General features: G+C 32.8%; 16 protein-coding genes and 1 tRNA gene. 7 read left to right on the top strand and 10 right to left on the bottom strand.

Annotated features, from left to right (window positions below; genetic code table 11):
• Nucleotides 1-39: 39 nt before the first annotated feature.
• The 3 genes from OLM54_RS12510 to recF form a co-directional block, all read right to left on the bottom strand.
• Nucleotides 40-1095 (bottom strand): glycosyltransferase, encoded by a 1056-nt coding sequence (locus OLM54_RS12510; RefSeq protein ID WP_264534952.1) that lies wholly within the window; start codon nt 1093-1095, stop codon nt 40-42.
• Nucleotides 1096-1191: 96 nt separating this feature from the next.
• Complete coding sequence (locus tag OLM54_RS12505; RefSeq protein WP_264534951.1) at nt 1192-1869, bottom strand: DUF2461 domain-containing protein; 678 nt, start codon at nt 1867-1869, stop codon at nt 1192-1194.
• A 164-nt stretch (nt 1870-2033) separates the two neighbouring features.
• Nucleotides 2034-3113 (bottom strand): DNA replication/repair protein RecF, encoded by a 1080-nt coding sequence (gene recF / locus OLM54_RS12500; RefSeq protein ID WP_264534950.1) that lies wholly within the window; start codon nt 3111-3113, stop codon nt 2034-2036.
• Between the two features lie 323 nt (nt 3114-3436).
• Between recF and OLM54_RS12495 the strand changes: the two genes are divergently transcribed.
• The 6 genes from OLM54_RS12495 (at nt 3437) to OLM54_RS12470 (ending at nt 9790) form a co-directional block, all read left to right on the top strand.
• Nucleotides 3437-4216 carry a tetratricopeptide repeat protein gene (locus OLM54_RS12495; protein WP_264534949.1) on the top strand — a complete coding sequence of 260 codons (780 nt, stop codon included), beginning with the start codon at nt 3437-3439 and terminating at the stop codon, nt 4214-4216.
• Nucleotides 4217-4296: 80 nt separating this feature from the next.
• A complete protein-coding gene (gene ribH, locus OLM54_RS12490; protein ID WP_264534948.1) occupies nt 4297-4869 on the top strand; it encodes a 6,7-dimethyl-8-ribityllumazine synthase in 573 nt (190 codons plus the stop codon).
• Nucleotides 4870-5087: 218 nt separating this feature from the next.
• Nucleotides 5088-6995: a DNA mismatch repair endonuclease MutL gene (mutL, locus tag OLM54_RS12485; RefSeq protein ID WP_264534947.1), complete on the top strand. Its 1908-nt coding sequence runs from the start codon at nt 5088-5090 to the stop codon at nt 6993-6995.
• Complete coding sequence (locus OLM54_RS12480) at nt 6992-7807, top strand: rhomboid family intramembrane serine protease (protein ID WP_264534946.1); 816 nt, start codon at nt 6992-6994, stop codon at nt 7805-7807. Before mutL ends, OLM54_RS12480 begins: the two co-directional genes overlap by 4 nt.
• Before the next feature lie 56 nt (nt 7808-7863).
• A complete protein-coding gene (locus tag OLM54_RS12475; protein WP_264534945.1) occupies nt 7864-8724 on the top strand; it encodes a rhomboid family protein in 861 nt (286 codons plus the stop codon).
• 19 nt (nt 8725-8743) lie between these two features.
• Complete coding sequence (locus OLM54_RS12470; RefSeq protein WP_264534944.1) at nt 8744-9790, top strand: endonuclease/exonuclease/phosphatase family protein; 1047 nt, start codon at nt 8744-8746, stop codon at nt 9788-9790.
• A gap of 13 nt (nt 9791-9803) precedes the next feature.
• Here the strand turns inward: OLM54_RS12470 and OLM54_RS12465 are convergent, their stop codons facing one another.
• From OLM54_RS12465 to OLM54_RS12435, 7 genes are all read right to left on the bottom strand, one after another.
• Nucleotides 9804-10424 (bottom strand): WbqC family protein, encoded by a 621-nt coding sequence (locus OLM54_RS12465; protein WP_264534943.1) that lies wholly within the window; start codon nt 10422-10424, stop codon nt 9804-9806.
• A 99-nt stretch (nt 10425-10523) separates the two neighbouring features.
• Nucleotides 10524-12077, bottom strand: coding sequence for a signal peptidase I (lepB, locus tag OLM54_RS12460; RefSeq protein ID WP_264534942.1), 1554 nt, complete (start codon nt 12075-12077; stop codon nt 10524-10526).
• 53 nt (nt 12078-12130) lie between these two features.
• A complete protein-coding gene (gene dapB / locus OLM54_RS12455) occupies nt 12131-12832 on the bottom strand; it encodes a 4-hydroxy-tetrahydrodipicolinate reductase (RefSeq protein WP_264534941.1) in 702 nt (233 codons plus the stop codon).
• 41 nt (nt 12833-12873) lie between these two features.
• Nucleotides 12874-13434, bottom strand: coding sequence for a DUF5683 domain-containing protein (locus OLM54_RS12450; RefSeq protein ID WP_264534940.1), 561 nt, complete (start codon nt 13432-13434; stop codon nt 12874-12876).
• On the bottom strand, nt 13434-14336 hold the full coding sequence (locus OLM54_RS12445) for a ParB/RepB/Spo0J family partition protein (RefSeq protein ID WP_264534939.1): 903 nt from the start codon (nt 14334-14336) through the stop codon (nt 13434-13436). The genes OLM54_RS12450 and OLM54_RS12445 overlap by 1 nt, the downstream gene beginning before the upstream one ends.
• A 5-nt stretch (nt 14337-14341) precedes the next feature.
• Complete coding sequence (locus tag OLM54_RS12440; RefSeq protein WP_029272236.1) at nt 14342-15109, bottom strand: ParA family protein; 768 nt, start codon at nt 15107-15109, stop codon at nt 14342-14344.
• Nucleotides 15110-15420: 311 nt separating this feature from the next.
• Nucleotides 15421-15825 (bottom strand): septal ring lytic transglycosylase RlpA family protein, encoded by a 405-nt coding sequence (locus tag OLM54_RS12435; protein ID WP_264534938.1) that lies wholly within the window; start codon nt 15823-15825, stop codon nt 15421-15423.
• Nucleotides 15826-16102: 277 nt separating this feature from the next.
• On the opposite strand from OLM54_RS12435, the gene OLM54_RS12430 reads away from it, so the two are divergent.
• Nucleotides 16103-16177 (top strand) — tRNA-Pro (locus tag OLM54_RS12430).
• The last annotated feature ends 20 nt before the right edge of the window (nt 16178-16197 follow it).

The following is a 16197-nucleotide window of genomic DNA, read 5'->3' as shown; positions in this document are numbered from 1 at the left end:
AGCAAACTCTGCGTAAAACTTTGCGCTCTTTGTGGTAAATTAATTTCGAGAATCCAGCAACTCATGATATTTATCTGAAATGACCTTCATATTAATATCATAATTAGCATTCTCTTCAACAAATTTTCTGTTTTCTAAAATGGCGTTATTTCGAGATTCAGTATTTTCAAAAGACCAGATCAATTCTTCTGCCAGTATTTCGACATTATCAATTTCGATTAATTGCCCGTTTTTACGATGTTTGATCCAGCTTTGGTTTCCGGGAATATCTGAAACGACCGGATAACAATTACATGCCATTGCTTCAAATAATGATGCCGAAACGCCTTCGGTAATTGGCATGCTGATATAAATATTCGATTGTTGTAATAATTTAGGAAGTTCAGTATTCGGGATTCTTCCTGTAAAAATCACTTTGTTCTCGATGTGTAAATCTTTGGCTAAATCTTTTAAAAATTGCAAACGAGTTCCGTCGCCAACAATCGTTAACGAAAAATCAATTCCTTTTTGATGTAAAATTGCAAAGGCTTTCAAAATAGAATCATGGCGATATTCCGGTTGCAGAGAACGCGTTACAATAGCTTCAATTTTATTTGAATTAGTAACAGAAGGAGAAAAAAGTGTCAAGTCAATTCCTTTCGGGATAACCAAAACTTTGGTCATATCTACACCAATTTCTTTCATAGAAATTGTCATAACCGGACCCCAGGCATGTATTAAATGCGCTTTTTTAAAAGCATATTTCTGAATAAATTTCTTAAAAGGCAATAAAACAGAACCTTCAGGCCATAAATCAGTTCGGCCTTGTTGCGCAATTGCAATAGTTTTAGATCCTGATAATGCGGCAAGAAAACCATAACTCGTTGTTCTTTCGGCAATAACCATATCCGGTTTTTGTTGTCGAATAATTTTCCGAATTGAAATAGGAGAGAAGAAATATTCTGCAATACGCTTAAAACGGTTGAGTTTTGAATTATTTGGAGTTTGAAGTTCCCAGGTTATAATGTCAAAATCGCCAAATTCTTTTAAACCTTTCATCCAGGTTATGGCATCGGCGCGATAAGATTCTCCCAGAAAAAGTATTTTTCTTTTCATTCGATAACTTTAGTTTTTTGCCACAGATTAAATGATTTTAAAAGATTAAATCTGTGTGAATCTACGAAATTTGTGGCGAAAATTTTTGCTTATTTTTTAAAATTCATCCGTGTCTAAAGCACGATTAATAAATTCGTTTAAAGGTTTTAAAGCGATCAGTTTCTGACTCATTTTAGCAACAAAATCTTTTTTGGTCACTTCGCTAATATCATATTTTTGAGCAGCGGTGAAGCTTTTCAATTTTAAAAACTCAATTGCAGGATGGTCTTTTTCATAACCTCTTGGTGGATTTTTGAGCGAATTATTTTCGTTGACATCTAAGCTCCCAAATTCTTTTTTGAAATTTTTATCGGCTAAAATTGCTTCTAAATCATCATGGAAAAACGCAATTTCTTTACGTACTTTTTTTAAATCTTCAGATTCCGGCGAATAGAATCCACCGGCAATGAAACTCGCGCCTTTTTCAATATGTACATAATATCCGGCACGATTTAAACCTTTCGTTCCGCCAGAGATCCAAACGCCTAAATGAGCTTTGTAAGGAGATTTATCTTTTGAAAACCGAATATCACGATTGATTCGAAAAGTACAATTTTTAACTTCCAATAATTCTAATGAAGGATCAAGTGGTTTCATAACATCAAGAAAATCACTTACCAATTGATGATAATCTTTTTTGAAAACCTCGTATCGTTTCTTATTATCCTGAAACCAATCTCTATTATTGTTGATTTTTAAATCGTCTAAAAATTGCAATGATTCTTTCGTTAGCATAGCAGTATGTATAGCAGTTGTTTTTAAGTTTTATTGAGAGCTAAATTAATGATTTTTTTTGCCACTAATTTCACGAATTTCTAAATTAGGTTTCGTTCAGCTTTGACAAAGTTTTAAACTTTGTCAAAGCTCTGATTTTAGTAAATTCATGGCAAAAAAACTTTTCACAAATTAAATATTTTATAACTCTGATGTGTTGATTTTACGATAGCTTCGGTTCGTTCCGGATGTGTATCAGAAATAAAAAGCTGTCCGAAAGTTTCGCTATTCACCATTTCGATAATTTTAGAAACGCGTGTTTCATCGAGTTTATCAAAAATATCATCAAAAAGCAATAATGGTTTTACACCACTTTGTTTTTTCAGGAATTCGAATTGAGCCAGTTTCAAAGCGATCAAAAAAGATTTTTGCTGACCTTGCGATCCAAATTTCTTTATTGGATGCGAATCAATTTCAAACGATAAATCATCTTTATGAATTCCCGCACTTGTATAATGCAAAGCACGATCTTTATTAATATTTTCGCGTAAAATAGTCAATAAGTCTTTTTCGAACAAATGACTTTCATAAACCAATTGTACCGTTTCTTCAGATCCGGTTATGGCCTGATGATGTATATTAAATATAGGTATAAATTGTTCGAGGAAATCTTTTCTCTTTTCAAAAATAGACTTTCCAAAACCATCCAATTGCTCATTATATATAGATAAGGTATCATTGTCGAAAACATGATTCAGCGCAAAATATTTCAACAAGGCATTTCGCTGTGCAATTATTTTTTGATATTGAATAAGCTGATGAAGATATGTAGAATCTAATTGCGAAATCACGCTGTCCATAAATTTACGGCGTGTTTCACTTCCTTCCACAATTAAATCACGATCGGCGGGAGAAATAATTACCAAAGGAATAAAACCAATATGATCAGAGAATTTATCGTAAGCCTTTCCGTTTCTTTTCAGGATTTTTTTTTGTCCCTTTTTTAAGCTGCAGACAATTTGTTCGGTTCTTCCATTTTTTTCTAATTCGGCATCAATAACAAAAAATTCTTCTCCATGTTTGATATTTTGCACGGCAAGCGGATTAAAATAACTTTTTCCGTAAGCTAAATGATAAATAGCATCAAGCACATTTGTTTTTCCGATTCCGTTTTTGCCCACGAAACAATTAATCTTGTTATCGAATTCAAAACTGGCTTCGGAGAAATTTTTATAATTGAATAAAGAAATTTTGTTTAAATGCATTTTTTAAGGAACTCTAAAGATAAAATTTGATGTATTTATCAATTTGATTTTTGTTTTTAGCTACAGATTAAAAATCCGGGGCTAAAATTTCAGTATTAGCTCAGAAAAATCACTTGTTGAACAGCAAAAATTTGAGGGTGCAAATTATTGAAAAATATCCATATAATAGGCTTTTAAAGGATTTAGGAGTAAATTATTTTGGTATTACGGAATTAGAAATTAACATTTAGTGAATTATTTTTTTAAAATGGATATAAATTTGCTTTTTTTTGCTTTAGTTTCAATAAAAATTTTATTTTTGCCGTTCACTAAATTAATTTTAAATGGCTACTTACAATAAAAGAGGATATAAAGCACCAAAAGAAAAGGAAGTTAAAGAAGTAAATGAAGAAACACAGGTAATCATTGACGAAAAAGACAGCACAACGGCTGGTGTTTTTTCAAAATTAGATGAAACTGCTTCAAGAACTGAGGATTGGGTTGCTAAAAATCAAAAAATCATTATTGGTTTAGTTGCCGGTATTGCAGTTGCTACTATTGGATATTTGGCTTACCAAAAATTTATCGAAGCTCCTAAACAAGACGAAGCTGCAAATGAAATGTTTGTTGCTCAACAAAACTTTCAAAAAGCGACAGACGGTGTAGCAAGCGATTCATTATACAAATTGGCTTTAAATGGTTCTGAAGGTAAATTCGGTTTCATTAAAATTGCTGAAGAATATTCTGGAACAGATGCTGGAAACCTGGCTAACTATTATGCTGGTATGGCTTATTTAAATACTGGTAAATTTGACGATGCAATTAAATATTTAGGTGAATTTAAATCTGAAGATTTAATTTTAAGCGCTTTGGCAAAAGGTGCAATTGGAGATGCTTATTCTCAAAAAAATCAACAAAAAGAAGCTCTTGAGTATTATGTAAAAGCTGCTGAATCTAATAAAAACGACTTTACAACACCTCGTTTCTTATTAAAAGCCGGAAAAACAGCTATTGCTTTAGGACAAAAAGAAGATGCTTTAAAGTATTTAACAGATATTAAAGAAAACTACGATACAACTCCGGAAGCTGCTTCTGTTGATGTATTGATTGGATTAGCACAATAAAAATTTTAGACTTTAGATTTAAGATTGTAGATTTGTATTAAAGAATCTAAAATCTGAACTCTAAAATCTTAAATATAAAGATGGCTACCGAAAATAAAAATTTATCAGAATACGATAAGAACACAATCCCAAATGCGAAAGACTTTCGATTTGGGATTGTTGTTTCTGAATGGAATGAAACCATTACAGAAGGACTTTATAATGGCGCTTTTGATGCCTTAATTGATTGTGAAGTTCCACAACAGCAAATTATTCGCTGGAATGTTCCGGGAAGTTTTGAGCTTATTTATGGAGCAAAAAAAATGCTGCAGACCCAAAATGTTGATGCAGTAATTGTTATTGGATGTGTAATTCAGGGAGAAACAAAACATTTTGATTTTGTTTGCGAAGGTGTTACGCAAGGAATAAAAGATTTGAATGTTCAAACTGATATTCCGGTTATTTTTTGTGTTTTAACAGATAATAATATCCAGCAATCTATTGACAGAAGCGGTGGAATTCACGGAAATAAAGGAACTGAAGCGGCAATTGCAGCAATAAAAATGGCATATATTCGTCAACAGGCTTCTATGTCGCATCCTTTTAATCAGCCTTTATTAGCTTCTGGCGCGATTCAAATAGAGGAAACTCCAAGAAAAATAGAAAAAGAATAAAACACAATTGTTTTAAAAATATTAAAACCTGTACTGTGTAAAAATAGTATAGGTTTTTTGTTTTTTTTATGACAGATGAAGTTCTAAAACCCAATAGAAATTCATTAAATTTGTAGAACTTGGATTTTATAACCGGAAATAAATTAACAGTATCAATCTGAGGTTTTTACAATACAATAAACTAAAATCAAAGCATAACCTTAAACCCAAATTTTTTAATGTCGAGTATTATTCAATTACTTCCTGATCACGTTGCTAATCAAATTGCCGCTGGAGAAGTGGTTCAAAGACCCGCTTCGGTAGTCAAAGAATTGCTCGAAAATGCGGTTGATGCAAGTGCAACCGACATTAAATTAATTATTAAAGATGCCGGTAAATCTTTGGTTCAGGTTATTGATAATGGTAAAGGAATGAGTGTGACCGATGCGCGTTTGTGTTTTGAACGTCACGCAACCTCAAAAATTCGTCAGGCCGAAGATTTATTTTCATTATGTACAAAAGGTTTTCGCGGAGAAGCTTTGGCTTCTATTGCGGCAATTGCACACATGGAAATGAAAACCAAGCAGGATCAGGACGAACTGGGAACTCATATTGTTATCGAAGGGAGTAAATTTATTTCTCAGGAAGTTGCTGTTTTGCCAAAAGGGACTTCATTTGCGGTTAAAAATTTATTTTTTAATATTCCGGCACGACGCAACTTCTTAAAGTCAGATATAGTTGAATTTCGCCATGTTATGGATGAGTTTCAGCGTGTCGCATTGGCACATCCAAATATTCATTTTACTTTTTACCATAACGGAAGTGAAATGTACAATTTACCCGCTGCAGGTTATCGTCAGCGAATTGTGGGTATAATGTCCGGTAAAACCAATGAAAAATTAGTTCCTGTTAGCGAAGACACCGAAATTATAAACGTTCAGGGATTTGTTTGTAAACCTGAATTTGCTAAGAAAAACAGGGGAGAACAGTTCTTTTTTGTAAACGATCGTTTCATTAAAAGCGGCTATTTACATCATGCGGTTATGGCTGCATACGACGGACTTTTGAAAGACGGCTCGCAACCGAGTTATTTTCTTTATTTGCAAGTTCCGCCAAACACGATCGATATTAATATTCATCCAACAAAAACCGAAATTAAGTTCGATGACGAACAAGCTTTATATGCTATTTTAAGAGCGTCTATTAAACATAGTTTAGGACAGTTTAATGTAGCTCCGGTTTTAGACTTTGATCGCGATGCTAATTTAGATACGCCCTATTATTATAAAGATTTAGAAGCTGAAACGCCAACTATTCAGGTTGATGGAAATTTTAATCCGTTTACCGATGATAAAACCAATCAGCATTATTCTAAATCAAATTCGAATTCAGGATCAGGTTCGGGTTCCGGATCTAATTCGTATTCAGGATATTCAAAAAGAGTTGAGCCAACTGCAAGTTGGGAGAGTTTATATGTGGGTTTAGATACAGAAAGTATCGAAAGCATAGAGAGTTCTCCTTTTACATTTGAAAATGAAGAAGTAACATCTTCCTTATTTAATGATGATGATGTTGAACAAGCGCCTCAGAAAACGTATCAAATACATAAAAAATATATAGTTTCGCCTATAAAATCAGGAATGGTCATTGTTGATCAGCAACGTGCGCACCAACGCATTTTGTACGAACAATTTTTGCTGAATATGACGGTTAATCAGGCTTCAAGCCAACAATTATTGTTTCCGTTAAATTTGTTTTATTCTTCTGATGAAATGACATTGATTGAAGAACTAAAACCTTCGCTGGAAACAACAGGTTTTGTTTTTGAGCAGGCACAAACAGATCATATTGTAATTTCCGGAATTCCGGTTAATATTACCGAAAGTGAAGTTTCGATGGTAATTGAACAATTATTAAGCGATTTGCAAGACGGAATTCCTGCCAGCAGTTACAGTCAAAACGATACAATTGCCAAATCGATGGCAAAAAGTTTAGCGGTTAAAACAGGATCTTATTTAACCGAAAAAGAGCAGGATAATTTAGTAAATGGATTATTTGCCTGTAAAGATCCCAATATTTCACCTTTTCAAAAACCAACCTTCATCACGATGCGCGTTGAAGATATAGATAAAAAGTTTGCCTTATGATGAACATAACTCCCGTAGTAAAACAATTATTGATAATTAATATCATATTTTTTATTGGCGCTCAATTAGTGCCAGTTTCTTATGAATATTTTATGTTGTATTATCCCGAAAGCGATAATTTCAGGATTTGGCAGGTGATTACACACATGTTTATGCATGCTAAGTTGCCAAATTTTGCTCATATTTTATTTAATATGTTTGCATTGTATAGTTTTGGTTCTGCACTAGAACACTTTTGGGGAGGAAAAAAATTCTTGTTTTTCTATATTTCCTGTGGATTAGGTGCTGCTTTACTTCATACAGGTGTTAATTATTTACAGTTGCAATCTTTTTTAGATTCTGTATCTACTTTAAATTTATCTAAATCTGATCTTCATTTAATTCTGAATGCTGATTTTTCATCATTATTTGATTCAAATGGTAAGATGATACAAGGTAGTGATGTCTCAGTTATTTTGAATAAGGTACATTGCACTCAGGAACAATTTAATTCATTAGTTCAGGCAAGCGGTATTGTTCAGTCACCTGTACTTGGTGCTTCTGGAGCGATTTATGGTTTGCTTACAGCTTTTGCTTTCATGTTCCCAAATGCACAATTAGGAATAATGTTTATTCCAATTCCTATAAAAGCAAAATATTTTGTTCCAGGTATCTTGGCAATTGATTTGTTTTTAGGATTTAAAGGAAGTTCTTTGTTTGGAGCAGGTGGAACGGGAATTGCTCATTTTGCTCACATCGGTGGAGCAGTTGCTGGTTTTTTTATGATGTTGTATTGGAAAAAAAATCAGTTTAATAAAAATCGTTGGAATTAATTTCTAACTTTAGGTAGTCAATTATCCCGAGTTTCGGGACCAAAAAGAAGTTTTTTATGAATATTCTGGATGATTTAAAATTACAATATAAGTTAGGAGGCATAGCGATGCGTCTTATTTATTGGAACATTGCCTGTTTTCTGATTTCACTATTCTTTTATCAATTTTCTATTGGGCAGTTTGACTTTCCTGATTGGTTGGCTTTATCATCAAATCCGGATGTGTTTATGTTTAAACCCTGGACATTTTTAACGTATGCTTTTTTTCACGACGGATTTTGGCATTTGTTGTTTAATATGATGGTATTAAATTTCGCAAGTACTTTATTTCTAACCTATTTTACTCAAAAACAATATTTAGGATTATATATTCTAAGCGCAATTTTTGCCGGACTTATCTTTGCTTTAAGTTATTATTTCCTGCATTATTCTGCATCTATTGTTGGTGCTTCGGCAGCAATTATGGCAATTTTGGTGGCTACAACAACATATCAGCCATTAATGAATATTCGTTTACTGATAATTGGAAATGTAAAATTATGGCATATAACGGCTGTAATTTTGATTTTAGATTTGATGCAGTTTCGACTTGGTAATACGGGCGGACATATTTCGCATCTTGCCGGCGCTGTTTTTGGATTTATTTTCATTAAATTGCTTCAAAATGGAACTGATTTGAGTATAGTGGTTTCGAGTATATTAGATTTTTTTACGAATCTATTCAGAAAATCACCATCGACCCCCTTCAAAAAAGTTCATAAAAATTACAATAAACCTACACAAAAACCAACATCAAAAATTGTTACGAAAGATAAAACGCAACAGCAAATTGATGAAATATTGGATAAAATTAGCCAGTCTGGCTATGATTGTTTGACAAAAGAAGAAAAAGAATTTTTGTTTAAAGCAGGAAAATAATCCGTGTAATAAAGAAAAAATGAAAAACCTGTCGTGGTTTAATAAAATAATGTTCTTTTTAAATATAGTGCTAACTGTAGTGACCTTTAGTATCTATATTCTACCTTTTCTGGCACCTAAAAGTTTTCCACTTTTATCAGTGTTAACGCTTTTTATGCCGGCGTTTTTTGTTTTAAACGGTCTGTTCTTTATTTACTGGGCAATTCAGTTTAAAAAGCGCCTTATTTTGTCTGGTTTGGTATTGCTAACCGGAATCACGTTTATTAGCAAATTTTACAAATTCTCTCCAAAAGAATATATTGAAGACGAAAAGGATTTCTCAGTAATGAGTTATAACGTGCGTTTGTTTAATGTTTTTAAATGGTTAGACCGCGATGATATTCCATCTAATATAAAAGCGTTTATAGACGAAAAAGATCCGGACATTCTTTGTGTTCAGGAATATTCAAACTCTGCTCATTTGGATTTAAAAGTGTATCCGCATCGTTATATTTTTATTGATGGCAATCAAATAAAAACCGGACAGGCGATTTTCTCCAAGTTTCCTATTATAAACGAAGGAAAAATTATTTTCCCTAAATCAGATAATAATGTCATTTTTGCCGATATAAAGCGTGGTAAAGATGTTATACGAGTATATAACATGCACTTGCAATCGATTAAAATATCTCCGGACGTTGATAAAATATCAGATGATATTGATAATGTAAACAAGCAAAAATCACAGCAGATTTATACAAGAATCAGTAAAGGATTTAGACAGCAACAAGAACAAGCTGAGATTTTTAAAGAAAATATCAAGCAATGTAAAACGCCGTATATTATTTGTGGAGACATGAATAATAGTCCTTTCTCTTATGTTTACAGAAGTATTAAAGGAAAATTAAAAGATACTTTTGAAGAAGCGGGACAAGGTTTTGGCGCAACTTATAAATTTAGATATTATCCTGCCAGAATTGATTATATATTCTCTGATAGTAAAATGAAAGTAAAGCAATTCGAAAGTTTTTCAGATTTTGAAAACTCAGATCATTATCCAATTATGGCAAGGCTTTCTATGGAATAAATTAGAATAACTTCTATTTTATTTCTAACTTCTGATTTTTCAGATAATCCATTGCAAATTTACCTTCGTTAAAAAGCAAATCCAACACGCTTAAATTGTTTATAAAGCCGTGTTTGTCATCAAATACCTGAGTGTATTTTTCGAATGCGTTTGTGTCTTTTTTACCGTTTGTCAAATACCTGAAATCAGCAACATTTTCTATTTCATGAAAATATTCTGTTGTTTTGTTAAACTCCAGTTTCATTCGTAAACACTTCGTTACAATATCAAGAACTTCCAAGTTTAAATCCATCAAAAAAGTATGTTTTTTTTCGAATACAGGGCGAATATCATCTTCAAAAAACTCAAAAAAAGGAGAACTTCTGTAAGCAGCTTCTAACGATTTAAAATGCTGTTTTTGCCAGTCAAATTCATTCTCTATCAAAACATCTTTTGTTTTTTGATGTGCTTCTTTAGAATGCTTAACAGGTATGTTTAATAACTGAATCCCGTTTGGGCTATAGATATAAGTACGGTTTCTGTTGGTTTGTTTCTGAAAATTATCTTCCATTTCAAAAGTAATATTTTCAGATTGAGCCATAACTGCAAAGTGGCTAATTGACGGAAAATAGGTAGGAAGTAATAACGAGTTCATGCTTTCTTTAGGTTTTGTTTTAAATGTTTCAGGTTTCAAGTTTCAGGCTCGTGAAGAACTTGAAACTTGAAACCTGAAACAAAAATAACTATTTTATTTTTATGCTTTATTTTCTTTTCTTTTTCTCCAGAAATATTCTCCAACAAAATAAACTGCCAGAAGTATTAGGAAATATTTAAAGTATGATTGTGGTTGTCCTTCGCCATCAACAGTGGTAAAAACTCTGCTCCAGCGAATTTTGTTGATTCCCTTACCGTTAGTATCCCAGCTTAACCAGATAAAAACCGGTTTTCCTACGATATGATCCTCCGGAACGTAACCCCAATAACGGCTATCTTCAGAGTTGTGACGGTTGTCTCCCATCATCCAGTAATAATTTTGTTTGAACGTATAACTATTGGTTTGTTTTCCGTTAATTATAAAATGAGAACCATCTAGTTCAAGCGTATTTCCTTCGTATTTTGTTATGATTTCTTTATAAAATGGCAATGACTCATTTGTTAGTGCCACTGTTTTACCTGCTTCCGGAATATAAATTGGTCCAAAATTATCCTGACTCCATTTGTTAATATGAGGAAAAATTGCATTATCGTTTCCTCTGTCAATTTCTCTAATTACAGCAGTAATTCCGGGAGTATTTTTCAAACGTTCAGCACTGGCTTCAGTTAGAGCTCTAAAATATAAAGTGTCTCTTTTTTCGTTTTTGAAACCTGCACCATCAGTAATATCCATTTCCTTCATTAAAGTTTCGAAATCGATAGGCGTTTTTCCGTCTAAAGCTACAGAATAAGAATATTGCGGTTTTGCTCTCTCAGGTAAAACTAATTTTTTGCCGTTGATAAAAACAAATCCGTCTTTTATAGACAAACTATCTCCGGGAATACCAACGCATCTTTTTACGTAATTTGACTTTTTATCGATTGGTTTAATAACGCCCGGTCTTCCTTTTGGCTCATAAAAATAGTGAACGGTATCAACAGGCCAGTTAAAAACGACAATATCGGTACGTTTTATTTTTTCAAAAGCAGGCAATCTGAAATAAGGCAATTGCGGCCAGCTTAAATATGATTTTCTTTTTATAAAAGGTATTGTATCGTGAACCATTGGCATTGCTACAGTAGTCATAGGAACTCTGGGACCGTAGTTTACTTTACTAACAAATAAAAAATCTCCAATTAGTAATGATTTTTCTAACGAAGAAGTTGGAATCGTATAAGGCTGAACCACATAAGTGTGTACTAATGTAGCAACTATAATAGCAAAAAGCAATGAACTTATTGTATCAGCAGTTTTGTTTTCAGGAGTTAATTTTCTATTGGCATTATACTCTAATTTCTGAGTATAATTTACATAATAGATATAAAATCCAAAGGTAAAAATCCCTAAAATAGTATCTAAAGTCGATTTTTTACCAAATGTTCTTAAAGTTTCTACCCAAACAACCGGAAACATAATCAGGTTGATAATCGGAATAAAAAGTAATATAGTCCACCAGGTTGGTCGGCCAATAATTTTCATTAAAACTATTGAATTATATACAGGAATTGCTGCTTCCCAGGTTTTTCTGCCTGCAGCCTGATACAATTTCCAGGTTCCAAGAAAATGAATTACCTGTACCGCTAAGAAAAATACGAACCAAAGATATAGAGTCATAATATTTTGTTTAAAGTTTCAAGTTTAGGTTTTAACCCTAAGTTTAAATCTGTTTATTTTAAGTTAAGAACATCTTTCATGCTGTAAATTCCCTTTTTACCCGCTAACCATTCGGCAGCAATAACGGCACCGAGAGCAAAACCTTCGCGATTATGAGCCGTATGTTTTAGTTCTATGCTGTCTACAATTGAGTCGTAAGTAACGGTATGAGTTCCCGGTACATCACCAATTCTTTTTGCTTCAATATGAATTTCGTTTGTTTTTGCTTCGTCTAAAGTCCAATTTGCGTAATGGCTGTTTTCAATAACACCTTTTGCCAGAGAAATAGCAGTTCCGCTAGGAGCATCCAGTTTTTGAGTATGATGAATTTCTTCCATCGTAACTTTATACGAATCGAATTGCGACATTATTTTGGCTAAATATTCATTTAATTCAAAGAAAATATTTACCCCTAAGCTAAAATTAGAACTGGAAATAAAACCACCTTGTTTTTCATTACAAAGAGCAACCATTTCATCAAAATGCTCTAACCAGCCTGTTGTACCTGAAACTACAGGAACATTAACATTAAAAGCATTTGAAATATTGGCTACAGCGGCAGTAGGAACGCTAAAATCGATAGCGACATCAGCAGTCGAAAGTCCGTCATAAGTATTGTGTTCATCTTTCTTTAAAACAATTTCATGACCTCTTTCTAAAGCAATTCTCTCGATTACTTTACCCATTTTTCCGTATCCTAAAAGAGCAATTTTCATTTTGTGTATATTTTTGATTTTTAAACAGCAATAAAGTCTGTTTAAAATTGGTAATTAAAAGTTAGTCCAACATTTGGCTTAAATGTTACATCGTTGGGATAAATTTCCGGACGCATTGAGAGTCTTTCGTTTACATTAAACTGAATCAAAGCTGCATCAACATTGGCATCAATAATGTTTAAAACATAAAAACCTACTACAAATAAGGCAGATAAATCTCTGTTTCGCTGGTAGAATTTCTGACCTGCAATAAGTCTGCTGTCATCTAAAAATTGATAATTATCGTCGTTATATCCTTCCAATCTTCGTTTGTAGGCATTTCGATAATCTTTGTATTTTCTATTGTTGTCGATGTAAAAATACATACTGGTTCCAATTGCTCCGTAAACCAACGGAATTTTCCAGTATTTTTTGTTGTATGCCTGACCTAAACCAGGTAAAATTGCCGAATAAAAGGCAGCTTTTGCAGGTGTTAGCGGGTCTATTTCTTCTAACTTAGTAGTGTCTTTAGCGACTAAAACCGTTTCTTCTTTTGCCTGGGCAAAAAGAGAGACGGTTCCTAAGAGAAAGAACAATAGACTTATGGGGACAATTTTATTCACTATCCGTTTATTAATTTTATAATTCGATTAAAGTCGGCTTCAGAATTAAAAGGAATTGTGATTTTTCCTTTTCCGTTACCAGCGACTTTTACATCAACTTTTGCGCCAAAATAATCGTTAAAAGTATTTTTTTGTGTTTCTTTAATTATAAATGAAGACTCAGCTTTTGGTTTTCCTTCGGCTTTTGGCTGTAAGCTTTCGTGATAATTTTTCACCAAAGTTTCAGTTTCACGAACAGATAAATTCTGGCTAACTATTTTTTGATAGATATCAGTTTGAACATCAAGATCTTCAATGTTAATAATTGCTCTACCATGTCCCATACTGATAAAACCGTCACGAATGCCGGTTTGAATAATTGGGTCTAGTTTTAAAAGACGCAAATAATTGGCAATTGTAGAACGTTTTTTTCCTACGCGTTCGCTCATTTGTTCCTGAGTTAATTGAATTTCGTCAATTAAACGCTGGTATGAAAGTGCAATCTCAATTGGATCTAAGTCATGACGCTGAATATTTTCAACCAAAGCCATAACAAGCGATTCGTTATCATTTGCAATACGAATATATGCTGGAACAGTTGTTAAACCAACTAGAGTTGAAGCACGCAAACGACGCTCTCCAGAAATTAACTGGTATTTGTTGAAGTCTAATTTTCGAACAGTAATAGGCTGAATCACACCAAGTTCTTTAATAGAAGTGGCTAACTCACGTAACGATTCTTCATTAAAATTACTTCTGGGCTGAAACGGATTTATTTCTATAGCACTTATTTCAAGCTCTATGATGTTTCCAACAACCTTGTCAGCATTTTTATCTTCTACTGATACAATGTCATTTTCCGGATCTTTTAATAATGCTGATAATCCTCTTCCTAAGGCTTGTTTTTTAATTGCTTTTGTCATAAAAACTATTTACTGTTTTTCTTTATAATTTCCTGAGCTAAATTAATGTAATTAACTGCTCCTTTGCTTGTTGCGTCATAATTAATGATGCTTTCGCCAAAACTTGGAGCTTCGCTCAATTTTACATTTCGCTGAATAACGGTATCAAAAACCATATCGTTAAAGTGTTTTTGAACCTCTTCTACAACCTGATTTGATAAACGTAATCTTGAATCGTACATGGTAAGTAACAATCCTTCGATATCAAGATCCGGGTTGTGTATTTTTTGAATACTTTTTATGGTGTTCAGTAATTTCCCTAATCCTTCTAGTGCAAAATATTCACATTGAATAGGAATAACTACAGAATCTGCTGCTGTTAAAGCATTCAGGGTTAATAATCCCAGAGAAGGGGCACAGTCGATAATGATATAATCATATTCGTCTTTAACACTTTCTAATGCTTTTTTAAGCATGTATTCTCTGTTTTCTTTATCAACCAATTCGATTTCGATGGCAACAAGGTCAATGTGTGCAGGTATCACATCAACATTTGGAGCTGAACATTGAACAATAGTTTCTTTTGGGGTGTGACTATGTTCAAGTATTTGATACGTACCAATTTCAACAGATTCTACGTCAATCCCTAGACCAGATGTAGCATTTGCTTGAGGATCAGCATCGATCAATAATACTTTCTTTTCTAAAACACCTAATGAGGCCGCAAGATTTACTGATGTAGTAGTCTTTCCAACGCCTCCTTTTTGATTAGCAATCGCAATGATTTTGCCCATTTATTTTCTGAATTTTGAACCGTAAAAATACAATTATTTATGGTTTTTGAAAATCTATTTTGTTAACATTTGATAAACTTTGATTTACCGTTATTTGGTGCGTGTTTGGCAGAATTTTATTTCTGAAATAAACAAAGAATAGTTCCGAAAATTCCCTCTATTTAATCTTTAAAACAGATAAAACTCTAAATTTTTTGATTTATAAATAGAAATCAATTTATCTAATTTAATTTTTCTCTTTTAAATCTTTACCAAACCTGCTGCAAAAATAAATACTATAAGTGATATGTATTATAAGACTTTGATGCGATCTATTTTTCGACAATCTCAATTTTCACGAAAACGACACCGCCTTTTTTGTTAGAAGTAATATCCATAAAAGCTCTTTTACTCAGGTCGATTTCTCTGCCATTAATAAAAGGTCCTCTATCAGTAATTTCTACAATAACGAATTTTTTATTTTTTTCGTTCGTGATTTTTAGTTTTGTACCAAAGGGAAGTTTTCTGTGTGCCGCAGTTAATTTACTATTGTCGAATCTTGCACCGCTTGCCGTTTTTCGTCCATCAAATTTATCATGATAATAAGAAGCATGGGCATTTTCTTTATATAATTTAAGATTCTCGATTTTTGTATTTTCTTGTATCGAATCCCGATTTTCTTGTGCAGTAACTGCAAGAGAAAAAAGTAAAACAATATATATAAGTAGTTTTTTCATTTTTAAAATTTTGTGCAAAGAGAAGAAATTGTTAATGCACAGAGGTATTAAAGAAGCCATATTTATATTATGAAAAGCCAAATTTTGAGATAGATAAAAACTATAGCGTTTTGTAAACAAATGAATTACTGAAATTAGGATCTCTATATAGAAGTGTAATTTTTTAATAAAAAGTCTCTAAAAATAAATATGAAATAATGAACTTAAAATAAGTTTTTATTTATTTTGAGATTTTCCTTTTGAAAACAGAATTTATTACTATATTTGCATCCGCTTACGGGGTGTAGCGTAGCCCGGTTATCGCGCCTGCTTTGGGAGCAGGAGGCCGCAGGTTCGAATCCTGCCACCCCGACGAAAATCCTTTCTGTACTT

Source organism: Flavobacterium sp. N1736, from assembly GCF_025947065.1.
Classification (GTDB): domain Bacteria; phylum Bacteroidota; class Bacteroidia; order Flavobacteriales; family Flavobacteriaceae; genus Flavobacterium.
Note: the sequence above shows the minus strand (reverse complement) of the source record. Positions and strands in the feature narration are given on the sequence as shown.